Consider the following 22,080-nt stretch of genomic DNA (forward strand, 5'->3'; position numbering starts at 1 on the left):
TTATATTAAGAATATTTTAAAGCAATCATGGCTAATGGAGGTATAATTATTGCTACCGAATGTTTTTTAAAATGTGATGTTATGGCTTGAGAAGTAAGTGTTTTATTTTTAAAATTCCCAGAGCCAAAATACTCTAAGTTATCACTATTAAAAACTTCTTTTAGTTTTCCTTTTTTTGGTAGACCAATACGGTAGTTTTCTCGAGGTATTGGCGTCATGTTACAAACAATAATTAAGTTTTCTTTTTCTGCTTCTCCTTTTCTTATATATACCAATACCGAGTTTTCTGCATCGTTATAATCTATCCACTCAAACCCATCATTACTAAATTGTTTTTGATATAATGCTGGTTCTGTTTTATAAAAAGTGTTTAAATTTTTAATAAGCTGTTGTACACCTTTATGTGGTTTGTACTGTGTTAAATGCCAATCTAAACTGTTTTGAAAATCCCATTCTTCACTTTGACCAAATTCTGCACCTTGAAACAATAATTTAGTTCCTGGATGTGTAAACATGTAACTATATAATAGTCTTAAGTTTGCAAAACTTTGCCACTCGTCTCCAGGTTGACGCCTTAAAATTGAGCGTTTTCCATATACAACCTCATCATGAGAAAGTGGTAGCATAAAGTTTTCTGAAAATGCATAAGTCATTGAAAACGTTAAATCGTTTTGATGGTGTTTTCTATATATAGGCTCTTTTTCAAAATATTGTAAGGTATCATGCATCCATCCCATCATCCATTTCATACCAAAACCTAATCCTCCTAAGAAAACAGGTTTTGAAACTCCTGGAAACGATGTAGATTCTTCGGCTATAGTTTGTATATCTGGAAAAGATTTATAAACGGCTTCGTTCATTTCTTGTAAAAAGGCAATAGCTTCTAAGTTTTCTCGACCTCCAAATTTATTAGGTTCCCATTCGCCATCTTTTCTAGAATAATCTAAAAACAACATTGATGCTACTGCATCTACACGTAAACCATCAACATGAAATTGCTCTAACCAAAAAATAGCATTACTTATTAAAAACGACTTTACTTCGTTTCTGCCATAATTAAATATTAAACTTTTCCAGTCTTGATGATAGCCTTTGCGCTTGTCTGGATGCTCGTATAAACATGTACCATCAAAAAAACCTAAGCCGTGTGCATCTTCTGGAAAGTGTGATGGTACCCAATCTAGAATTACACCTATATTATTTTGATGCAGTTTATCTATTAATACTTTAAACTCTTCAGGATAACCAAAACGCGAAGTTGGTGCAAAATATCCTGTAATTTGATATCCCCAACTAGGATCGTACGGAAACTCCATAATTGGCATAAACTCTACATGTGTAAAGTTCATTTTTTTTACGTAAGCAACTAATTGGTCTGATAATTCTAAGTATGATAAAAACCTATTTTCTTTAATTTCTTTTTTCCATGAACCTAAGTGTACTTCGTATACAGAGAATGGCGCATTAAGAGTATTTACTTGTTTTCTGTTAGATAGCCATTGTTTGTCTTTCCAGCTATAATTATCTTCCCAAACAATTGATGCTGTTTTAGGATTGTGTTCATAGCGACGTGCATAAGGATCTGCTTTTTCGGTTTTAATACCTTGGTTATGACTTTCAATTTTATATTTATAGGTAGTGCCTTTTCCAATATTAGGTATAAAACCTTCCCAAATTCCACTTTCGTCCCAACGTACATTTAATTTGTGTTCGCCTTCCTGCCAGAAATTAAAATCTCCTATTACAGAAACTTGCTTTGCACTTGGAGCCCATACAGAAAAGTAGGTGCCTTCTACTCCATTTTTTGTTATTATATGCGAGCCAAACTTATTATATAAATTATAATGCTTTCCGCTTTTAAATAAACTAACATCAAACGCTGTAAAAAGACTATGGTTTAATACGTTATCCATAGGTTTATATTACGAATCCTTTTGGAATTATTGCTCCTTTTTTAACAACTACTATTCCTTCTTTTATAAACACTTTATCGGTTTCCATATCTTCTAAATGGCTACCGCCGTTTATTCTAACATCATCACCTATTTTTACATTTTTATCTATAATGCAGTTTTTTATAAAGCAGCGTTCTCCAATACCTATTAGTGTTTCTATTTTAGATGCTTCAATTTCATTTAAGGTTTCATATTTATCATTACCCATCATGTAGGTATTAATAACCGTAGATTCTTTTCCAATTCGAGATCGAATACCAATTACAGATTTTTCTATTTTTGCTGCATGAATAATGCAACCTTCTGCTATTACTGCTCTATCTAAAGCTGTTCCAGATATTTTAGATGTTGGTAAAATTCTCGCTCTTGTATACACTCTTTGTGCTACATCGTAAAGGTTAAATTTTGGAATCTCATCTGTTAGTCCAAGATTAGCTTCAAAAAAGGAGTCTATGTTTCCTATATCTGTCCAATATCCTTCAAATTGGTAGCTTAATGTTTTATGTTCTTTAATGGATTGTGGAATAATTTCTTTACCAAAATCTATAGTTGATTCATCATTCATTAAATCAACTAACAAATCTCTGTTAAAAATATAAATTCCCATTGATGCTAAATGGTTTTTGCCTTGTTTTTGCATGTCTTCACTAGTTTGCGACGTCCAATCTGGAAGCAATGAAGCATCTGGTTTTTCTATAAATGAGGTTATAATATTATTTTCATCGGTTTTTAAAATTCCAAAAGAGGTTGCATCTTTTTCATTTACAGGTATTGTTGCTATAGATATTTTGGCATTAGCCTCTATATGAGCATTTATCATATCATTAAAATCCATTTGATATAATTGATCTCCAGAGAGTATTAAAGCATACTCAAAATCATGCCTTAAAAAATGATGCATACTTTGCCTAACAGCATCTGCTGTTCCTTGAAACCAACCTTTATTTTCTGGTGTTTGTTCTGCTGCTAATACATCTACAAATGCCGAACTAAAAAAACTAAAATGAAACGTATTTTTAATATGCCTATTTAATGACGCTGAATTAAATTGTGTTAATACAAACATGCGCTTAATATCTGAATTTATACAATTAGATATTGGTATATCTACCAGACGGTATTTACCTGCAATTGGCACGGCTGGTTTAGAGCGTGCCTCGGTTAATGGATACAATCTTGAGCCTTGGCCACCACCTAGAATAATTGAGAGTACTTTGTCATTAATCATAGTTTTTTAGTTTATGGATTGGTATAGGTTTAAATAGTCTTTTGCCGATTTATCCCATGAATGATCAATAGTCATTATGGATTTTCTAATGTCTTTAAATTTATTTTGGTTTTCGTAAAGTGCAATACCTCTAAAAATACTATCTACTATATTTTTAACAGTTAGTGTATTAAAGCATATACCAAAACCATTATTAGATATATCTATTACAGTATCTTTTAAACCTCCAATACTTCTTACAATTGGTATTGCGCCATATCTAAGTGCATACATTTGGTTTAAACCACAAGGTTCTACACGAGATGGCATTAATAAAAAATCTGTTCCAGCATAAATTATATGTGAAAGTTTTTCATCATAACCTATATAAGTATTATAAAGCCCTTTGTTATTTACTTTTATTGCCTCTAACGCTTCTTCTCTTTGTTTTTCTCCAGAACCTAAAACCAAAACATTACATTGTTTAGATTCTAGAACTATTTTTAAAGCTTCAGGTAATAAATCTGCTCCTTTTTCTCCTACTAGCCTACCAATAAAAGCAAATAATGGTTTATTAATATCTAAGTTATAAGTATCACAAATCCATTTTTTATTTGCCGCTCTTCCAGACTGTACAGTAGTTTTACTAAAATTTTCAACTATAAAACTATCAGTTTCAGGATTCCACACCTTAGTATCAATTCCGTTTAAAATACCAATACATTTATTCCTTTCGTTACTAAGTAAGGTTTCTAATCCATTTGCATTCTTTTTTAATTCCTCCATATAAGTTGGAGATACAGTGGTCACACGCCATGCACATTTAATAGCAGCAGCAAGAGGATTTATTTGTCCGTCCCAATCTAAAAGACCAGAATTTTCGTTATTAAATTTTGGAATGAGGTGAAATTTATCATAATTAAACCAGCCTTGGTATTGTGCGTTATGTATGGTTGTAATTACAGGAATAGTATTTAATTCTTCATATTTATAACATTCTTGAGCCATAAATGGAATTAGTCCTGTATGATGATCATGACAATGTATAATTGTTGGTCTATTATCCAAAGTTAACATCCAATCTAAACAAGCTATTTGAAAAGCTAAAAAACGCTTAGCATCATCATAAGAATATATAAAGTTTTTGTAAAGTAATTCTGGAACATCCACAAAGCAAACAGGAAACTCTAAAACATCTTCATTTACCTTTAAAACTCTAAAATCAAATTCCTCATGACCTAAAGTAATCGTGCCATTATAAATTGAAGTAAATATATGTGTTTGTGTAAAAGTATTGTTATAAAATGGCATTAAAACAGTTGCACTAACGTTTTTATTAGCTTGATATTTTGGTAGTGCTCCAACTACATCGGCCAGACCGCCTATTTTTGCAATTGGGTAACACTCTGCGCTAATGTGAAATATATTCATTCTGGTTTTTTATATAAAATTGTAGTTGGACTACTAATTTAAATAATTCATACAGAAAAAAGTAAAATAAAATAAGTTTTTAAAAAATTATGAAATGATTAACGCATTCTACATTAAGATTTTATTTATTTAACGACTAATAATTTAAACTAATTTAAAGTTATTATGAAAAAATTGTTATTACTTGCCATTTCTGTTATCCTATTTAATTGTAATGGCATTGCCCAAGACAAAACCAAAGAAAATAAAGTTTACAAAGTTTCTAAAACGGAACAGGAATGGAAGAATGAATTAACAGAAAGTGAATTTAAAGTACTAAGAGAAGCTGGGACAGAAAGACCTTTTTCTAGCAAATTAAATAAAGAATATAGAGCAGGAACTTATGTTTGTGCAGCTTGCGAAACACCATTATTTAAAAGTGAACATAAATTTGATTCTGGTACCGGCTGGCCAAGTTTTGATAGAGAAATTAAAGGAAATGTAGATTTTTCTGTAGATTACAATCTAGGTCATGCTAGAACCGAAGAGCATTGTGCAACATGTGGTGGTCACTTAGGGCATGTATTTAGCGACGGTCCTAGAGACACTACTGGCAAAAGACACTGTATTAATGGTGTGGCATTAAATTTTATACCAGAAAAATAATGAAAGAATTTAAAGTAAATAAAACTGAAGAGCAATGGCGTAAAGAGCTAACAGATGAGCAATACCGTATTTTAAGAAAAAAAGGCACTGAAATGCCACATACTGGAAAATACAATTTACATTTCGAGTCTGGAGCTTACCATTGTGCAGCTTGTAACCAACAGCTATTTGAAAGCGATAGTAAATTTGAATCAAGTTGTGGTTGGCCAAGTTTTGATGAAGCTATTCTTGGTAGTATTACTAATATTCTAGATAAAAGCCATGGCATGATTAGAACCGAGATTGTATGCTCAAATTGTGGCGGACATTTAGGTCATGTTTTTAACGATGGTCCTACAGAAACCGGAACAAGATTTTGTGTAAATAGCGCTAGTGTAGATTTTAAAAATGAATAACAACTATATTACAAGTATAATAAAACAGTTTAACTATTATAAAACTGCTGGAGATAAAACTCTCCAGCAGTTGTCGTTTAATGAAATAAACTGGCAATCTCACGACAATTCTAACAGTGTTTCAATAATAGTAAAACACATGGTTGGTAATATGTTAAGCCGTTGGACTAATTTTTTAACCGAAGATGGCGAAAAAACCTGGAGACAACGTGAGCAGGAATTTCAAGCTACTTATACTACAAAAGAACAATTATTAGCCGATTGGAATAAAGGATGGACTTGCCTTTTTAATGCAATTACACCTTTAAACAACGACGATTTAAATAAAACAGTTTATATTAGAAATGAAAGTCATTTGGTAGCCGAAGCTATTTTTAGACAATTAGGTCATTACAGTTACCATATTGGGCAAATAGCACATATTGGAAAACAAATTAAAAATGAATCATGGCAGAGTTTATCCATACCCAAAGGACAATCAGACCAATTTAATGCAGAAAAATTTAGTAAACCAAAACAATAAAAACTTAAGATTTTAATTCCTTTTTAAACGGCCTAATTATTAAGCGTGCTTCTCTATCAAACCTAATATAATTATAAACCCAATTTATAAAAACAACCATTCGGTTTCTAAAACCTATTAAAAAAAACAGGTGCACAAACATCCAAACAAACCAAGCAAAAACACCTTGAAATTTAAATTTTGGCAAATCTACAACAGCCTTGTTTCTGCCTATTGTTGCCATAGAACCTTTATCATTATACACAAAAGGTGTCATAGGCTTACTTGCTAACAACTTTAATAAATTTTCTCCTAATAATTTACCTTGTTGTATCGCCGGTTGTGCCATCATTGGGTGCCCAAATGGTACAGTTTCTGTTTCCATTTGCGCTACATCGCCTATTGCAAAAACGTTATCACACCCTTTTACTTGATTAAATTCATTTACAATAATTCTATTGCCTCTAGTTACAAACTGTTCTGCATCTAAGCCTTTAATAGTGGCGCCTTTTACACCAGCTGCCCAAACTACCGTAGCAGCATCAAAAGTTAAATCGCTATTTGTAGTAACTGTTTTTCCATCGTATCCTGTAACTCTAATATTTTTCCAAACATGAACTCCTAAATTCTCTAAAAAATCTTCTGCCTTTTTAGAGGCTTTGGCACTCATGGTTTTTAAAATTTTATCTCCAGATTGAATTAAATTAATTTGCGCTAAACGCGTATCTAAATCTGGATAATCTTTAGGCAATATTCCTTTTTTAATTTCGGCTAAAGCACCAGCAAGCTCTACTCCTGTTGGTCCTGCTCCAACAATTACAAAATTCATTAAAGCATTTCTCTCGTTTAAATCTGAAGTTAATAATGCATCCTCAAAATTTTCAAGAATTAAACTTCTTAAGTTCAAAGCTTGCGGTACGGTTTTCATCTCCATACTATTTTCTTTAATGGATTTGTTACCAAAATAATTGGTTTTAGATCCAGAAGCGACTACCAAGTAATCAAACTTTAAGTCACCTATATTGGTAATAACAGTGTTTTTTTTGGTATCTATCTCTAAAACATTTGCAAGTCTAAAAAAGAAATTAGGGAAATCCTGTAACACTTTACGTATTGGGTAAGCAATAGAGTCTGGCTCTAAACCACCTGTAGACACTTGATATAATAAAGGTTGAAACGTATGGTAATTGTGTTTATCTAAAAGTACAACTTGCACTTCTTGTTTAGATAATTTTTTTGCTAAAGCAATGCCAGCAAAACCTCCACCAATAATTATAACTCGTGGAAAACTAGACTTAGGTATGTTCATATTATTTAACTTGCTTTACAAAGGTAGTAAAAGATATATTTTTTTTAAGATTCTAGATTCTTTATTAAATTTTGGTTTTGTAACTTCGTAACTTCTTAAAACGACAAAAAAATACACAATGAGTAAATACGATATTATTGTACTTGGTAGTGGTCCTGGAGGCTACGTAGCTGCCATTAGAGCTTCTCAATTAGGGTTTAAAACAGCAATTATTGAAAAAGAAAGTCTTGGTGGAATATGTTTAAATTGGGGATGTATACCTACAAAAGCGCTACTAAAATCTGCGCAGGTTTTTGAATATTTAAAGCATGCTGAAGATTATGGCCTTTCAGTAAAAGAATACGATAAAGATTTTAATGCTGTTGTAAAGCGTAGTCGTGGTGTTGCCGATGGTATGAGTAATGGTGTAAAGTTTTTAATGAAAAAAAACAAAATCGATGTTATTGAAGGTTTTGGAAAGTTAAAAACAGGAAAGAAAATAGATGTAGATGGTAAAGAATATAGTGCAGACCATATTATTATAGCTACTGGTGCACGTTCAAGAGAATTACCAAGTTTACCACAAGATGGTGAAAAAGTAATTGGTTACAGACAAGCAATGTCTTTACCAAAACAACCAAAAAAGATTATTGTTGTAGGTTCTGGTGCCATTGGTGTTGAGTTTGCATACTTCTATAACTCTATGGGTACTGAAGTAACAATTGTGGAATATTTAGATAGAATTGTACCTGTAGAAGATGATGATGTTTCTAAGCAATTAGAACGTTCTTTCAAGAAAAACGGTATAAAAGTAATGACATCTGCCGAGGTTACTAGCGTAGACACTTCTGGTGATGGCGTTAAAGCTACTGTAAAAACTAAAAAAGGTGAAGAAGTATTAGAAGCTGATATTGTATTATCTGCCGTTGGTATTAAATCTAACATAGAAAATATTGGCCTTGAAGATGTTGGTATTGCAGTAGATAGAGATAAAGTATTAGTAAATAATTATTACCAAACAAATATTCCTGGTTACTATGCAATTGGAGATATTACTCCAGGTCAAGCATTAGCACACGTAGCATCGGCTGAAGCAATTTTATGTGTTGAAAAAATTGCAGGAATGCATGTTGAAGCTATAGACTATGGTAATGTACCTGGTTGTACTTACTGTACGCCAGAAATTGCAAGTGTTGGTTTAACAGAGAAACAAGCTAAAGAAAAAGGTTACGACATTAAAGTTGGTAAATTTCCTTTCTCTGCTTCAGGTAAAGCAAGTGCTGGAGGAAATAAAGAAGGTTTTGTAAAAGTAATTTTTGATGCTAAATATGGTGAATGGTTAGGGTGCCACATGATTGGTGCTGGTGTTACAGATATGATTGCCGAAGCTGTTTTAGGTCGTAAATTAGAAACTACAGGTCACGAAGTGTTAAAAGCTATACATCCACACCCAACTATGAGTGAAGCGGTAATGGAAGCTGTAGCAGATGCTTACGATGAGGTAATACACTTATAAAAACACTTAATCATTTAAGTTAAAAACAAAAAAAGTTCCAGAAAATTCTGGAACTTTTTTTATAGCTATTTGTTTGGTTTTAAAACATAAAACCAACTCCAACTTGCCATACATTATTTTTAGCATCTACACCTTCAAATGGTGTACCATCGTCAAAAATATCTGTTACTCCAATATTATAACGACCACTTAAGAAAAAGCCATTATCGAATTTGTATGAAGCACCAACGGCAACATTGGTATCAAAATCTTTAACATAAGAATCTTCTGAATCTATTTCAATATCTCCTCCATCGCTATTAGGTTGAGAATCGAATTCCTCATGAATTTTAAATCCAAATTGCGGACCTGCTTCAACACTTAACCCTTTAACTAAATATACTTTTAATAATAATGGTACCTGAATATAATCTAATTGATATTCAATATTATCATCTGTATCAAAAACATTGTCTTGATCAATTTCTCTTACATCAAATCCTTGTCCAGAATAAAAAACCTCTGGCTGAAAAGATAAACGTTCAGAAATTGGAATTTCGGCTACGAAACCAGCGTTAAAACTTGTTCTAGAATCTGGATCGCCAAAATCGTCCCCACTAATTGTTGAAAAATTTGCTCCACCTTTTACACCTAATTGCACTTGTTTAGAATCTGACTGAGCATTTAATAATGCTAATCCTGAAACAAAAACTACTGTACTTAAAATTAATTTTTTCATGTTTTCTTTTTTTGGTTATTACAGCAAAACTAATAACTGAAAACAAAAAAAGAAGCACTATTAACAGGGTTTAACAACGAATTTGAACTTTTTAACTTTTATTAATAAAACTTAAAAGTTAGCTAAAAAAAATTAATTTTTATTTAAGAAAAATCATACTAATGTATTGCCAAAAATTGACGATTTTATATGTAAAACTTTCTTGTAATTATAAGAAACTCTGGATTGCTAACTCGTAACTTTGAAGACCAAAACCTAAAATTACGCCTTTAGCATTTGCAGAAATATAAGATTGGTGCCTAAACTCTTCTCTACCAAAAGTATTAGAAATATGTACTTCTATTACAGGTGTTTCTATAGCTTTAACCGCATCGCCAATACCTACAGAAGTATGTGTATAGGCAGCAGCATTTAAAATAATACCATCGTAAGTAAAACCACATTCTTGAAGTTTGTCTATAATTTCACCTTCTATGTTAGATTGAAAATGCTCTAAAACAGTTTCTGGATATTTAGCTTTAACGGTATCAAAAAACTCTGTAAACGATAAATTACCGTATACATTAGGTTCTCGCTTACCTAATAAGTTTAGGTTTGGTCCATTTATTATAATAAGTTTTTTCATAATGTAAAAGTACAAAAGTTATGGTATAAAAAAAGCCGAAGCGTATTGCTTCGGCTTTTTTATAATTATATATCTAATTAAAATTTGTATGCAATACCAAAGTTAATGTTAGAGAAATCTAAACCAACATTAAAGTTGTTTCTAGCTTCTGCTCCTTCTGTATCTGCTTTAAAAGTATTATATCCAATAATACCATAAGATGCTTCTAAAGTAATACAATCTGAAACAAAGTAGCTAATACCTGGTGCTAATTCAAAGTTTAAGCCATCAAATTTAGCATCTTCATCTACAAATGCTACTTCGTTTTTTGAAGCGACAAAACTTGCTGATAATTCAGCAAAGAAAGAAAATTGGTTTACTGGAGTCGCATAATAACGTCCAAAAACTCCCGCACTAAATGCTGTAGTTTTATCTTCTGCATCTACAAGCTCTAAAGTTGTAGGATTTATTGCAGGTCTTTCACTAGTTTGTGAAGCATAACCTAATGTTGCACCAATAGCAATGTTATCACTTACAAAAAATCCAACTTTTGGAGAAATTTCAAATTGGTTACCTTTAATATCTCCTTGAGATGTAGAACCAAATCCTACAGATCCTGAGATAAAAATATCTCCTTGATCAAAACCACCAACAGTAGTTTGTTCTTGCGCACTTACGCTTGTAAAACCTAATACTGCAATAGCAGCTGTAAATAATAATTTTTTCATTTTTAAATTGATTTTATTGATTTGAATACGCAAATATAGGTCTCGGTTTATATTGCTCCAAGCACATTTTAGAGTAAAAAAAACATGTTTTCGCAAACGTTTGCATTACAATTATTTACTTAATAAGTTTAACATCTTGTTATGAGTTTTATTATAAAAACCATAAAATCATTGATGTAAAAATTTATTATAAAAAAAGCCGAAGCTATTAACTTCGGCTTTATTATAATTACTTTATATGTTTAGAACATGTATCCTACTGAAAGTTGAAATACTCTATTTTTTGGCTCGAAAAAATCGTCAAATTCTTCAAAATCATCACTGTCATCTTCTTCATCAATATCTGCTAACCCAAAATTATATCTTGCTTGAAACATGATACCATTTTCTAATCTATATCCAACACCAAAGTTAAGTCCAAAATCAATTGATTTGTATAAATCTTTAACGTCAACACCATCTTCTGATCCAGATACTGTTTCTCCTGTTCCAGAATCTGTATAACTAAACTCATTATCAGATTTTGCAGAAACTAAAAAACCTACTTGTGGTCCTGCTTCAATAGAAAAACCTTCAAAAGGCATAAATTTCGCCATTATTGGTAGTGTTATATAATCTAACTTAATAGTTGACTCTGAGTTTTCAAAATCAAATCCATCATCATATCTATAAGTAGATTTAGCTCCTTGTGAAGAATAAAGTACTTCTGGTTGAATAGCAAATTTTTCTGAAATTGGAATTTCTACTAGACCGCCAACATGAAAAGATGTTCTAGCTTCAAAGTCATTAGTTTCATCAAAATCGAAATTACCTAAATCACCACCAATATTAGCAATGTTTAATCCAGATTTAACTCCAAATTTTAATTCTTGCGCTTGGTTAGTTGCTAAAGTCATTACAGCTATTGCAGCTGTTAAAAATAATTTTTTCATAATAGTTTATTTTAAATTTAATTGATTAACGAAACTAAATTATGCATTTTTTTTAATTCCATTACTAATTATATAAAAAAGTAACCATATTTTAATAATACATTTATAATTGGTGATTTAAATAATAATAATTTGTAGTTAGCAATTAAATAGTATTTTTAAACCATGAATTGGACTAATGCTTTAAACGATTATAAGCTGTATTTAAAGATAGAACGTGGTTTGTCTAATAATTCTATAGACAACTACAGTTTTGATGTAAAAAAACTTATAAAACACCTTGAAGAGAATAATATTGTTAGCTCTCCTGTAAACATACAAAAGCAAACCATTCAAGAATTTATTTATGCCATTTCTAAAACAATTAATTCTAGGTCGCAATCCCGGTTAATATCTGGGCTTAAAGGCTTTTTTAACTATTTAGTTTTCGAAGATTATAGATTTGATAATCCTCTAGATACTATAGATGCTCCTAAAATAGGTCGAAAACTTCCAGATACTTTAAGCGAACAAGAAATTAACAACCTTATAAGTGCTGTAGATTTAAGTACGCCACAAGGCGAAAGAAACCGCTGTATTCTTGAACTTTTATATGGTTGTGGTTTACGTGTAAGCGAATTAACACATTTAAAAATTTCAGATTTATTTTTCGACGAAGGTTATATAAAAGTAACTGGTAAAGGAGATAAACAAAGGTTTGTACCTATTGTTCCTGCTACACAAAAATTTATAAATATTTATAGAAACGAAGTAAGGAACCATATGGTTATACCTAGCGAATATAAAGACACACTTTTTTTAAACCGAAGAGGAAAACAGCTTACAAGAGCCATGATTTTTACTATAGTTAAAAGTTTAGCTATCAAAATTAACTTAGGCAAAACAATCTCTCCACATACATTTCGTCATTCTTTTGCTACGCATTTATTAGAAAACGGAGCCGATTTGCGAGCCATACAATTAATGCTTGGTCATGAAAGTATAACAACTACAGAAATTTATATGCATGTTGATAAAAGTCACTTAAAAGATGTTATGCAAAGTTATCACCCAAGGCAATAACGCACTTTTTTTATCTATATAAGAAGTATTTGTAATACTTATTTTACATATATTTGTAGATAACTATCTATAATACACTGTTTTGTTCTCCCTTAAAAACTATGTATAAGTCGTACTATGCCTAATACTAAGACCCAATTTTTAATGGATATTGATACACCTGAATCTAATTTAGAAATGTTACAAGCCGCGCTTGGAATCTCTAAAATAGGAGTTTGGAATTTTAATGAAAAAAGAAACAGAGTATATTTCTCTAAAGCATCTAAAGCCTTAATAGGTTTAGAAAATGATCACACCTTTGGAAACAATATTGACGATTGGAATAATCGCGTACACAAAGATGATAAAGAAACATATTTTAGTGATTATAAAAACCACATAGAAGGTAAAACAAAAATGTATGTGAATAAGCATCGCATACGTTGTGAAGATGGTAGTTATAAATGGATTTTAGATCAAGGACAAATTATTAACGACCATACTACAGATGGTTACATACATTTTGTTGGTACACATATAGATATTACCACTCAAGTTAAAAATCAAACAAAAGTAGATAATGCTCTAACAATAGCAACAGAGCAAAATAACAAATTAAAAAACTTTGCGCATATTGTTACTCACAACCTAAAACAATACTCTAGTAATTTTGAAAACTTATTAGACTTTTATGATGAGGCAAACTCTGTAAACGAAAAAGAAGAAATTATTTGTCATTTAAAAAGTGTTTCTAGTTCATTAGATAGAACTATTCAAAATCTAAACGAAATAGTTTCTGTACAATCTAAAAAGAATAAAAACATACAGTCACTTAATGTTAATAGTTTTATTGAAGACACTTTAAAATTATTAGAAATTATTATTATTGAAAGTAATGCTACAGTAATAAACAATGTAAGTCCACAATTAAATATTAGTTATCATTCTGCCTATTTAGAAAGTATAATTTTAAACTTACTTTCTAATGCCATAAAATATAAACATCCAGAACGTGATCCTATAATTCATATTATTTCTAAAATTGAAGGCGATTTTATTAACCTTTACTTTAAAGATAATGGTCGTGGTATTGATTTAAAGAAATTTGGAAAAGATGTTTTTGGCCTCTATAAAACATTTCATTATAATGATAATGCTGAAGGTGTTGGTTTATATTTAGTAAAGAGTCAAATTGAAAGTATAGGTGGAAAAATTAGTATAGAAAGTGAAGTAAACGTTGGCACAACTTTTAAAATCAGCCTAAAAAACAAAAAATCCAGTTAATAATTAACTGGATTTTTTTATACTCTATTTTTTAAATTTTATTTAGCAATATTAACAGCACGTGTTTCTCTAATAACTGTTACTTTAACTTGTCCTGGATAAGTCATATCTGTCTGGATTTTTTGTGAGATATTAAACGATAAATCTGCGGCATTTTGGTCGTTTACCTTTTCACTTTCTACAATAACACGTAATTCTCTACCAGCTTGAATAGCATATGCTTTTTTAACTCCATTAAATCCAAATGCAACATCTTCTAAATCTTTTAAACGTTGTATGTACGAATCTAAAACCTGGCGTCTTGCTCCTGGTCTTGCTCCAGAAATAGCATCACAAACCTGTATTACTGGAGATAAAAGAGAATTCATTTCTATTTCGTCATGGTGCGCACCAATAGCATTACAAACCTCAGGCTTTTCACCATACTTTTCTGCCCATTGCATACCCAAAATAGCGTGAGGTGTTTCCATATCTGCCTCTGCGTCTGGCACCTTACCAATATCATGTAATAAACCAGCACGCTTAGCTAATTTAGAATTTAAACCTAACTCTGCAGCCATTATGCCACAAAGCTTAGCAACTTCACGTGAGTGTTGTAGTAAGTTTTGACCGTAAGATGAACGATACTTCATTCTACCAACCATTTTAATAAGTTCTGGATGTAGACCATGAATACCTAAATCTATAACTGTACGTTTACCAACTTCTATAATTTCTTGTTCTATTTGTTTTTGTGTTTTCTTAACAACCTCTTCAATTCTTGCTGGATGTATTCTACCATCTGTTACCAGTTTATGAAGCGATAAACGTGCAATTTCACGTCTAACAGAATCAAAACAAGATAAAATAATAGCTTCAGGTGTATCATCTACAATAATTTCTACACCAGTAGCAGCTTCAATGGCTCTAATGTTACGTCCTTCTCTACCAATTATTCTACCTTTAACATCGTCACTTTCAATATTAAATACAGATACACAGTTATCTACAGCCTCTTCTGTACCAATACGTTGTATTGTGTTAATTATTATTTTTTTAGCCTCTTGTTGCGCTGTTAATTTAGCTTCTTCTATTGTATCTTGTACGTAAGCCATAGCATCACTTTTAGCTTCACTCTTTAAAGATTCTACTAATTGAGATTTTGCTTCTTCGGCAGATAGGCTTGAGATTACTTCTAGTTGTTCTACTTGATTTTTATGAAGTTTATCTAACTCTTCCTGTTTTTTATCAAGTATGTCTAGTTTATGATTAAAGTCTTTATCTTTTGCTTCAATAGAAGCGTTTAGTTTTCGGTTTTTAGATAACTCGTTAGAAACTTGAGACTCTTTATCACGAGTACGTTTTTCAGCATCAGCAATTTTTTTATCACGAGAAAGTATCACTTTTTCATGTTCAGCTTTAAGCTCTATAAATTTTTCTTTTGCTTGAAGTATTTTATCTTTTTTTATGCTTTCTCCTTCATTATTAGCTTCTCTAATAATTGACGAAGCAGATTTTTTTGCATTTTTTATCAATTTTGAGGCATTATTTTTTTCCATCACCTTGGCAATAACAAAGCCAATTATGGCGCCTATGGCAACACCTGCAACAATTAAAATTATATTATCCATTTTTTAGTTAGTTTTGATTGTTATTTGTTTTGGTTACAAAAAAAAAGCCTACACTAATTTTGTTTTGTATAAACTCCTTAAAAACAAGTTTAGGGTTAACAAGCTGATCAAGTATCTGCCCAAATGGATACTGAAAAAATTCAGTAAAACCATTAGCAGCACGCTTTTACAACTTAAACTCACCCTTTTTAAAAGAATTAACGTTGAGTTTATCAAAAAGATAATTAATGTAGGCAGTAACCTAATTTTATTTATATGAACGTTTTTTTAAGAACTTAAATGCTCTTGCAACACTGTATTTAAAGCTTTTAACTTTTCTTCTACGTGCTCGTTAACATGTTCTTTGTCTAAGCTTTTTTGTTCTACTTGAGAGGCAAATTGTAATGCACACATGGCTAATACATCTTGTTTATCTCTTACAGAATAACTTTGCTCAAACTGTTTTATCATAGCATCTATATTTTTAGCGGCTTTTCTTAATCCTTCTTCCTGACTAGGCGGAATAGTTAAAGGATATACTCTATTCGCTATTGAAAGCTTTATTTTAAGCGTTTCGGCCATATATACTATTTGGCATTATTCAGATAATTGACCTATACAATGGTCTATTTCTCTTATTAATGCGTTTATTTTGAGTTTTGTTTCTCTTTTATCATCGTCACTGCCAAGTATTGTATTAGCCATTTTAAGTGTTTCGTACTTTTCTTTCCAAGTTAAAATTTCATTTTCTTGGTTTTGAATAGTAGATTGAGATTGTTCTAATTCTTGCGATAATTTATTGTTAGCCGCTTCTAAAAGGCGTTGTTTATCTAAAACTTTGCTAATTTTATTCTCAAGAGCATCTACAATTGCTTCAATATTACTCATTTACTAATATCAATACTTATCTTACAAAGTTAACAGAACACAACCTATTTTACAATTGTTTTAGCATAAATTTTTAATTTTAAACTTCTTATATAATTCATTAAATATTGCACTCTCATAATCAACACAATGGCGTAATGTTTGTTTGTTACTTACTTTAACATATAAACATTTAAAATTCGTTTGGTATAATTGTTATCAAATGTATATTTTAGCAATTACGCTTCAATAAACTTTTAAACATTCAATTTTTAATTTATGCGCATACTCCTTTTTTTAATGCTATTAAGTATGCCTGTTTTATCTCAAAACGGTTACCCTCAAGATTATTTTAGATCTCCTTTAGATATTCCAATTGTATTAGCAGGAACTTTTGCAGAGTTACGTTCTAATCATTTTCACTCTGGGTTAGATATTAAAACAAAACGCGTAGAAGGTTTAAAAGTTTACGGCATTGCAGATGGTTATGTAAGTAGAATTAAAGTAGCTCATTTTGGTTATGGAAAAGCATTATATATAACACACCCAAATGGTTACACTAGTGTTTATGCACACTTGCAAAAATTTGGACCAGAAATAGAAAAATATATTAAATCGAAACAATATGAAAAAGAATCTTTTGAAATAGAACTTTTTCCAACTCCAAATCAACTTAAAATTAAAAAAGGAGATATTATTGCTTATAGCGGAAACACAGGAAGTTCTTCTGGGCCACATTTACATTTCGAAATTCGTGATAATGCAGAACGCCCTATAAACCCAATGCTTTTTGGTTATGATATTAAAGACACAAAAAAACCAATAGTAACTAATGTTTATGCTTATCCTATTGGCGAAAAATCACATATTAATGGGTCTAATAAAAAACAAAAATTACGTTTAATACCACAAGCTAACGGCGATTATAAAATTAAAAATTTAAAAGCTTTTGGAAAAATTGGTTTTGCAGTGCAAACTATAGACAGACAAGATTTAGCAGCTAATAAAAATGGTGTTTATAATATTAAAACCTTTTATAACGGAGTTGAAAATTTTGAAATAGATTTTAGGCGTTTTTCTTTTGCAGAAACCAAACACCTAAACCGCTTAATAGATTACGAGCATTACAAAACAAAAAAGCAAAGACTGCAAAAGTTGTTTTTACAACCTAACAATCCATTAAGTTTATATAATAATATTATAGACGATGGTTATGTTTCAATTATAGACGAGACTGCTTCTGTTTATAAAGTAAAAATAAACGATTTTAAAGGTAATGAAACAACAATAGTAATAGATATTCAAGGTTTAAATATACCTCCAAAAGATGTAGAAGAAGAAAAGGTTTTACAACATTACATTCAACACGATCTTGAAGCCGAATTAGAAGAAGGAAACATTAAAGTTAAATTTTATAAAGACACCTTCTATGATGATTTTTTTATAGATTTTAGTGTTAATAATGATACACTAACACTTCATAAACCAACAATTCCTGTAAAAAAGAATTTTACAATAAGTTATGATATTTCAAATTATAAAGAAGAAAACACAGACCAGCTTTATATTGCAGAATTAGTAGGTTGGAATAACTGGCCAAGCTATTCTTCAACAAAAAGAAAAGGAAATATTTTAAGTACACGTACTAAAGATTTAGGTACCTACGTTTTAGCAAGAGATACCATTGCACCAACCATAAAACCTTTAAAATTTAAAAACGGATCTTGGCTAAGTAAATACCGCTTTTTAAAATTAAAAATTGAAGATAAAATTACTGGTATCTCTAATTACCGCGCTACTATTAATGGTAAATGGATTTTAATGGAATATGATTACAAAAGAAAAACATTAACTTACGATTTTAATGATGCTGTAAGTACCGAAACCAAAAACAATTTAAAAGTAATTGTTACAGATAATGTTGGAAATAGCACTACATTTGAAACGATTTTTTATAGAAAATAATACTTGCTACCTTGACTAAAAAAACCATTCTATTTTATTTTACTGCCTTGCTTCTGCCCTTTTTTGCTCTGGCACAATCTGCAACAGTTACCGGCGTTATTTTAAACGAAAACAACACACCTATAGAAGGTGTAAATATTAAAGCTAATACAAGTGGAACTACCACAAATCGTGATGGCTTTTACGAATTAAAAATAGAAAATAATACAGAGGTTTCTATAAACTACTCTCACGTATCGCATAAAAAAGTAGCCATTAAAGTAAATTTAAAAAACGGAGAGGTTTTTGAGTTTAATCCAGTAATGAAAATTGATGTTGAGCAAATTTCTACAGTAGTTATTAGCGGAAAAAAACGTAAAGATGTTGAAGGCGTTACAACAATAGCTCCAGCAGTTATTAGAAAAATTCCTGGTGCACAAGCTGGTGTAGAAAATATTTTAAAAACCTTACCAGGAGTAAGTGGTAATAATGAGTTAAGCACACAGTATAATGTACGTGGTGGTAATTTTGATGAAAACCTTGTATATGTAAATGGTATTGAAATTTACAGACCATTTTTAGTTAGGTCTGGACAACAAGAAGGTTTAAGTTTTGTAAACAGCGACATGGTACAAAATGTAGATTTTTCAGCAGGAGGATTTCAAGCCAAATATGGAGACAAACTATCTTCAGTTTTAGATATTACATATAAAAAACCCGTAGATTTTGGTGTCGCTTTAGATTTAAGTTTATTAGGAGGAAGCCTTACTTTAGAAACAGCAAGTAAAGATTCAAAATTCACATCCATTACAGGTGTACGTTATAGAGATAACAGTTTACTTGTAGATGCAAAAGAAACAGAAACCAACTACGACCCTACTTTTATAGATGCACAAACTTATTTAACCTATAAGTTTACAGATAAGTTTGAGTTAAGTTTTTTAGGTAATGCCTCGTTAAATAAATACCGTTACGAGCCACAAACAAGACAAACAAATTTTGGAACACTAGAAAACCCACTAGCTTTATTAGTGGTTTATCAAGGCCAAGAGCGTGACAGTTACCAAACACTTTTTGGAGCATTACAAGCACGTTATAATTTAAATGATAATGTTAATTTAAATTTAGTAGCTTCTACATATCACACTACAGAAGAAGAACATTTTGATATTTTAGCACAATACCGTTTAGGAGAAGTAAACAGTAATATTGGAGATGAAGATTTAGGTGAAGTAGAATTTTCTGAAGGTATAGGCAGTCAATTAAGTCATGGTAGAAATGATTTAGATGCTTTAATAACAACAATAGAGCATAAAGGAACTGCAACAGTAGAAGACAACGAGATAAAATGGTCTGTTAAATATACAAATGAAGATATTCGAGACCGTTTAATAGAATGGGAAGTTATAGATTCGGCAGGATTCTCTGTAAATCCTCCAGGCGCAGGATTTAATGATGAGCCATATGCACCAGACGAGTTTCCATTAACTGCATTTACAAATGTACAGTCGCGAAACAACACACAAATTAATAGGATACAAGCCTATTTACAATGGAGTAAACGCAGTACAATTGGCGATGCAGATGTTTGGTATAATGCAGGAGTTCGTGCCCATAACTGGCAAGTAAAAAACAATGGAGTTAGTGGTGATTTTCAAACAGTAATAAGCCCAAGAGCACAATTTGCAATAAAACCAAATTGGGAAAAAGATATGCTTTTTAGAGTAAGTGGTGGTTTATACTTTCAGCCTCCATTTTACAGAGAATTACGAGACGCAAATGGCGACGTACAATTAAACGTAAAAGCACAAAAATCTATACACTTAGTATTAGGAAACGATTATAGTTTTAAAATGTGGGATCGCCCATTTAAATTAACTACTGAGGCGTATTACAAAAAACTATCAGACGTCAACCCATATACTGTTGAAAATGTAAGAATACGCTATGCAGCAAATAATAATGCGAAAGCTTATGCTTATGGTTTAGATATGCGTTTAAACGGAGAGTTTGTTCCAGGAACCGAGAGTTGGTTTAGTTTTGGATATTTAAAAACCGAAGAAAATATTAACGACCGTGGTTATATTGCTAGACCAACAGATCAACGTTTAAAATTTGCTGCTTTATTTCAAGATTATGTACCAAATTTACCAAACTTTAAAATGTATTTAAACCTTGTTTATAATACAGGATTACCAGGTGGTTCTCCAAGTTATGCAGATCCTTACGATTACCAAAACAGATTGCCAGATTATAGACGTGCAGATATTGGTTTTCAATTTGTTTTAGTAGATGAAAACAAACAATTTAATAGCGGCTGGAAAAAACCTTTTAAATCGTTAAGTTTAGGTTTCGAAATTTTTAATGTATTTAATAACCAAAATTCAATTACCAACACATGGGTGCGTGATGTTTATAGTAAACGTCAATATGCAATACCAAATTATCTAACACCCAGAGTATTTAATGTTCGATTAACTTCTAGGTTTTAAAGAAAATCTATTGGACTTGGTATGTTTTCTAAAGTTTTTTGTGTCACATGTGTATAAATAAGTGTGGTTTTAATAGAACTGTGACCAAGTAACTCTTTTATAATTCTAACATCTGTACCTCTATCCATTAAATGTGTGGCATACGCATGGCGCAAACTATGTAATGTAATTTGTTTATTTATTCCAGCTTTAAATACGGCCATTTTAAACACTTTACGCAAGCTTTCTGGAGCATATTTATCTCCATTTCTACCACAAAACAAATAGTTTTTAGGCCTATATTGTAAGTAATACTCTCTAAATAAAACCCTTAGAGAATTAGGCAATGGTAAAACGCGATCCTTTCTACCTTTGCCAGAGCGAATAAAAATTTGATTTCTATCACTATTTATATCTTCAATTTTAATATTAATTAATTCGCCACTTCTTAAGCCCAACGCATAAATGGCTGTAAGCATAGCTTTATGTTTAATATTATTATGACTTTCTGAAATAGCCTTAACCTCTTTAGTAGAAATAATATTGGGTAACGGGCTTGGACGCCTGGTGGGATAAACCGGTGAAAAATCTATATCTCTACTATACATTTCTCTATAAAAAAGTTTTAATGCCGCACACAGTTGTTTGTGAGTAGTATAAGCAAGGTTTTTATCATGAACAATTTGTATAATAATAGCAAGTAATTGTTTGTTTTCAAGACTTATTAAATCTATTTGAAAACCAACATATTTATGAAACGATTTTATTAAACCTAAATAAGTATTTATACTATTTTCACTATATCTTTTAATTTTTAAAAGCTTCTGAAAGTCTAAAAAAGTTGCGATATCTGCCATAAAATCAAATATATACAAACTTTAACAAAAGTTGGTATATTCCTACAAATTAGTTTGCTAACCGGTACAAAATGATTATGTTTGGTATATACAATTGTTATATTGC

General features: G+C 30.9%; 20 protein-coding genes and 1 other RNA gene. 8 read left to right on the forward strand and 13 right to left on the reverse strand.

Annotated elements, in window-relative coordinates; all coding sequences use genetic code 11:
• Nucleotides 1–5: 5 nt before the first annotated feature.
• Genes glgB through LACAL_RS13435 form a run of 3 tightly spaced genes read right to left on the reverse strand, consistent with a single transcriptional unit; the run spans nucleotide 6 to nucleotide 4,593 of the window.
• A complete protein-coding gene (gene glgB / locus LACAL_RS13425) occupies nucleotides 6–1,913 on the reverse strand; it encodes a 1,4-alpha-glucan branching protein GlgB (RefSeq protein WP_013871300.1) in 1,908 nt (635 codons plus the stop codon).
• A 4-nt stretch (nucleotides 1,914–1,917) separates the two neighbouring features.
• A complete protein-coding gene (locus LACAL_RS13430) occupies nucleotides 1,918–3,183 on the reverse strand; it encodes a glucose-1-phosphate adenylyltransferase (protein ID WP_013871301.1) in 1,266 nt (421 codons plus the stop codon).
• 6 nt (nucleotides 3,184–3,189) lie between these two features.
• On the reverse strand, nucleotides 3,190–4,593 hold the full coding sequence (locus LACAL_RS13435) for a glycogen synthase (RefSeq protein WP_013871302.1): 1,404 nt from the start codon (nucleotides 4,591–4,593) through the stop codon (nucleotides 3,190–3,192).
• Between the two features lie 165 nt (nucleotides 4,594–4,758).
• Between LACAL_RS13435 and msrB (LACAL_RS13440) the strand changes: the two genes are divergently transcribed.
• From msrB (LACAL_RS13440) to LACAL_RS13450, 3 genes are read left to right on the forward strand one after another with little or no spacing between them, the layout of a single operon-like run.
• Entirely contained in the window at nucleotides 4,759–5,238 is a 480-nt protein-coding gene (gene msrB / locus LACAL_RS13440; protein WP_013871303.1) for a peptide-methionine (R)-S-oxide reductase MsrB, read from the forward strand.
• A complete protein-coding gene (gene msrB / locus LACAL_RS13445; protein WP_013871304.1) occupies nucleotides 5,238–5,633 on the forward strand; it encodes a peptide-methionine (R)-S-oxide reductase MsrB in 396 nt (131 codons plus the stop codon). Before msrB (LACAL_RS13440) ends, msrB (LACAL_RS13445) begins: the two co-directional genes overlap by 1 nt.
• Nucleotides 5,626–6,156, forward strand: a complete 531-nt coding sequence (locus LACAL_RS13450; RefSeq protein ID WP_013871305.1) for a DUF1572 family protein — start codon at nucleotides 5,626–5,628, stop codon at nucleotides 6,154–6,156. Before msrB (LACAL_RS13445) ends, LACAL_RS13450 begins: the two co-directional genes overlap by 8 nt.
• A gap of 4 nt (nucleotides 6,157–6,160) precedes the next feature.
• Here the strand turns inward: LACAL_RS13450 and LACAL_RS13455 are convergent, their stop codons facing one another.
• Nucleotides 6,161–7,444, reverse strand: coding sequence for an NAD(P)/FAD-dependent oxidoreductase (locus tag LACAL_RS13455; RefSeq protein ID WP_013871306.1), 1,284 nt, complete (start codon nucleotides 7,442–7,444; stop codon nucleotides 6,161–6,163).
• Between the two features lie 118 nt (nucleotides 7,445–7,562).
• Between LACAL_RS13455 and lpdA the strand changes: the two genes are divergently transcribed.
• Complete coding sequence (lpdA, locus tag LACAL_RS13460) at nucleotides 7,563–8,939, forward strand: dihydrolipoyl dehydrogenase (RefSeq protein ID WP_013871307.1); 1,377 nt, start codon at nucleotides 7,563–7,565, stop codon at nucleotides 8,937–8,939.
• Between the two features lie 79 nt (nucleotides 8,940–9,018).
• On the opposite strand, the gene LACAL_RS13465 is transcribed toward lpdA, so the two are convergent.
• The 4 genes from LACAL_RS13465 to LACAL_RS13480 all read right to left on the reverse strand — a co-directional run bounded on the left by LACAL_RS13465 (nucleotide 9,019) and on the right by LACAL_RS13480 (nucleotide 11,921).
• On the reverse strand, nucleotides 9,019–9,657 hold the full coding sequence (locus tag LACAL_RS13465) for a porin family protein (RefSeq protein WP_013871308.1): 639 nt from the start codon (nucleotides 9,655–9,657) through the stop codon (nucleotides 9,019–9,021).
• A gap of 208 nt (nucleotides 9,658–9,865) precedes the next feature.
• The gene (gene aroQ, locus LACAL_RS13470; RefSeq protein WP_013871309.1) at nucleotides 9,866–10,282 is read right to left on the reverse strand and encodes a type II 3-dehydroquinate dehydratase; all 417 of its coding nucleotides are present in this window, start codon (nucleotides 10,280–10,282) and stop codon (nucleotides 9,866–9,868) included.
• A gap of 77 nt (nucleotides 10,283–10,359) precedes the next feature.
• Entirely contained in the window at nucleotides 10,360–10,989 is a 630-nt protein-coding gene (locus LACAL_RS13475) for an outer membrane beta-barrel protein (protein ID WP_013871310.1), read from the reverse strand.
• 242 nt (nucleotides 10,990–11,231) lie between these two features.
• On the reverse strand, nucleotides 11,232–11,921 hold the full coding sequence (locus tag LACAL_RS13480) for a porin family protein (protein WP_013871311.1): 690 nt from the start codon (nucleotides 11,919–11,921) through the stop codon (nucleotides 11,232–11,234).
• Between the two features lie 165 nt (nucleotides 11,922–12,086).
• Between LACAL_RS13480 and xerA the strand changes: the two genes are divergently transcribed.
• Both xerA and LACAL_RS13490 read left to right on the forward strand, forming a co-directional pair.
• A complete protein-coding gene (xerA, locus tag LACAL_RS13485; RefSeq protein WP_013871312.1) occupies nucleotides 12,087–12,983 on the forward strand; it encodes a site-specific tyrosine recombinase/integron integrase in 897 nt (298 codons plus the stop codon).
• A gap of 144 nt (nucleotides 12,984–13,127) precedes the next feature.
• A complete protein-coding gene (locus LACAL_RS13490; RefSeq protein WP_158306398.1) occupies nucleotides 13,128–14,246 on the forward strand; it encodes a PAS domain-containing sensor histidine kinase in 1,119 nt (372 codons plus the stop codon).
• Between the two features lie 38 nt (nucleotides 14,247–14,284).
• On the opposite strand, the gene rny is transcribed toward LACAL_RS13490, so the two are convergent.
• From rny to LACAL_RS13505, 4 genes are all read right to left on the reverse strand, one after another.
• The gene (gene rny / locus LACAL_RS13495) at nucleotides 14,285–15,856 is read right to left on the reverse strand and encodes a ribonuclease Y (protein WP_013871314.1); all 1,572 of its coding nucleotides are present in this window, start codon (nucleotides 15,854–15,856) and stop codon (nucleotides 14,285–14,287) included.
• 70 nt (nucleotides 15,857–15,926) lie between these two features.
• Nucleotides 15,927–16,065: non-coding RNA, 6S RNA (gene ssrS, locus LACAL_RS15225), on the reverse strand.
• A 58-nt stretch (nucleotides 16,066–16,123) separates the two neighbouring features.
• Nucleotides 16,124–16,417 (reverse strand): cell division protein ZapA, encoded by a 294-nt coding sequence (locus LACAL_RS13500; RefSeq protein ID WP_013871315.1) that lies wholly within the window; start codon nucleotides 16,415–16,417, stop codon nucleotides 16,124–16,126.
• 15 nt (nucleotides 16,418–16,432) lie between these two features.
• Entirely contained in the window at nucleotides 16,433–16,723 is a 291-nt protein-coding gene (locus LACAL_RS13505) for a hypothetical protein (protein WP_013871316.1), read from the reverse strand.
• A 258-nt stretch (nucleotides 16,724–16,981) separates the two neighbouring features.
• Here LACAL_RS13505 and LACAL_RS13510 point away from each other — a divergent pair, with 258 nt between their 5' ends.
• Both LACAL_RS13510 and LACAL_RS13515 read left to right on the forward strand, forming a co-directional pair.
• The gene (locus LACAL_RS13510; RefSeq protein ID WP_013871317.1) at nucleotides 16,982–18,667 is read left to right on the forward strand and encodes a M23 family metallopeptidase; all 1,686 of its coding nucleotides are present in this window, start codon (nucleotides 16,982–16,984) and stop codon (nucleotides 18,665–18,667) included.
• A gap of 11 nt (nucleotides 18,668–18,678) precedes the next feature.
• Nucleotides 18,679–21,138 carry a carboxypeptidase-like regulatory domain-containing protein gene (locus LACAL_RS13515; protein ID WP_013871318.1) on the forward strand — a complete coding sequence of 820 codons (2,460 nt, stop codon included), beginning with the start codon at nucleotides 18,679–18,681 and terminating at the stop codon, nucleotides 21,136–21,138.
• On the opposite strand, the gene LACAL_RS13520 is transcribed toward LACAL_RS13515, so the two are convergent.
• Nucleotides 21,135–21,974, reverse strand: coding sequence for a tyrosine-type recombinase/integrase (locus tag LACAL_RS13520; protein ID WP_237700993.1), 840 nt, complete (start codon nucleotides 21,972–21,974; stop codon nucleotides 21,135–21,137). The genes LACAL_RS13515 and LACAL_RS13520 overlap by 4 nt on opposite strands.
• Nucleotides 21,975–22,080: the final 106 nt, after the last annotated feature.

Source organism: Lacinutrix sp. 5H-3-7-4 (assembly GCF_000211855.2).
Classification (GTDB): Bacteria; Bacteroidota; Bacteroidia; order Flavobacteriales; family Flavobacteriaceae; genus Lacinutrix.

Excerpts from the sequence above, each read along its gene's own strand:
- glgB (WP_013871300.1), bottom strand. The coding sequence starts at position 1,913 with ATGGATAACGTATTAAACCATAGTCTTTTTACAGCGTTTGATGTTAGT.
- LACAL_RS13430 (WP_013871301.1), bottom strand. The coding sequence starts at position 3,183 with ATGATTAATGACAAAGTACTCTCAATTATTCTAGGTGGTGGCCAAGGC.
- LACAL_RS13435 (WP_013871302.1), bottom strand. The coding sequence starts at position 4,593 with ATGAATATATTTCACATTAGCGCAGAGTGTTACCCAATTGCAAAAATA.
- msrB (WP_013871303.1), top strand. The coding sequence starts at position 4,759 with ATGAAAAAATTGTTATTACTTGCCATTTCTGTTATCCTATTTAATTGT.
- msrB (WP_013871304.1), top strand. The coding sequence starts at position 5,238 with ATGAAAGAATTTAAAGTAAATAAAACTGAAGAGCAATGGCGTAAAGAG.
- LACAL_RS13450 (WP_013871305.1), top strand. The coding sequence starts at position 5,626 with ATGAATAACAACTATATTACAAGTATAATAAAACAGTTTAACTATTAT.
- LACAL_RS13455 (WP_013871306.1), bottom strand. The coding sequence starts at position 7,444 with ATGAACATACCTAAGTCTAGTTTTCCACGAGTTATAATTATTGGTGGA.
- lpdA (WP_013871307.1), top strand. The coding sequence starts at position 7,563 with ATGAGTAAATACGATATTATTGTACTTGGTAGTGGTCCTGGAGGCTAC.
- LACAL_RS13465 (WP_013871308.1), bottom strand. The coding sequence starts at position 9,657 with ATGAAAAAATTAATTTTAAGTACAGTAGTTTTTGTTTCAGGATTAGCA.
- aroQ (WP_013871309.1), bottom strand. The coding sequence starts at position 10,282 with ATGAAAAAACTTATTATAATAAATGGACCAAACCTAAACTTATTAGGT.
- LACAL_RS13475 (WP_013871310.1), bottom strand. The coding sequence starts at position 10,989 with ATGAAAAAATTATTATTTACAGCTGCTATTGCAGTATTAGGTTTTACA.
- LACAL_RS13480 (WP_013871311.1), bottom strand. The coding sequence starts at position 11,921 with ATGAAAAAATTATTTTTAACAGCTGCAATAGCTGTAATGACTTTAGCA.
- xerA (WP_013871312.1), top strand. The coding sequence starts at position 12,087 with ATGAATTGGACTAATGCTTTAAACGATTATAAGCTGTATTTAAAGATA.
- LACAL_RS13490 (WP_158306398.1), top strand. The coding sequence starts at position 13,128 with ATGGATATTGATACACCTGAATCTAATTTAGAAATGTTACAAGCCGCG.
- rny (WP_013871314.1), bottom strand. The coding sequence starts at position 15,856 with ATGGATAATATAATTTTAATTGTTGCAGGTGTTGCCATAGGCGCCATA.
- LACAL_RS13500 (WP_013871315.1), bottom strand. The coding sequence starts at position 16,417 with ATGGCCGAAACGCTTAAAATAAAGCTTTCAATAGCGAATAGAGTATAT.
- LACAL_RS13505 (WP_013871316.1), bottom strand. The coding sequence starts at position 16,723 with ATGAGTAATATTGAAGCAATTGTAGATGCTCTTGAGAATAAAATTAGC.
- LACAL_RS13510 (WP_013871317.1), top strand. The coding sequence starts at position 16,982 with ATGCGCATACTCCTTTTTTTAATGCTATTAAGTATGCCTGTTTTATCT.
- LACAL_RS13520 (WP_237700993.1), bottom strand. The coding sequence starts at position 21,974 with ATGGCAGATATCGCAACTTTTTTAGACTTTCAGAAGCTTTTAAAAATT.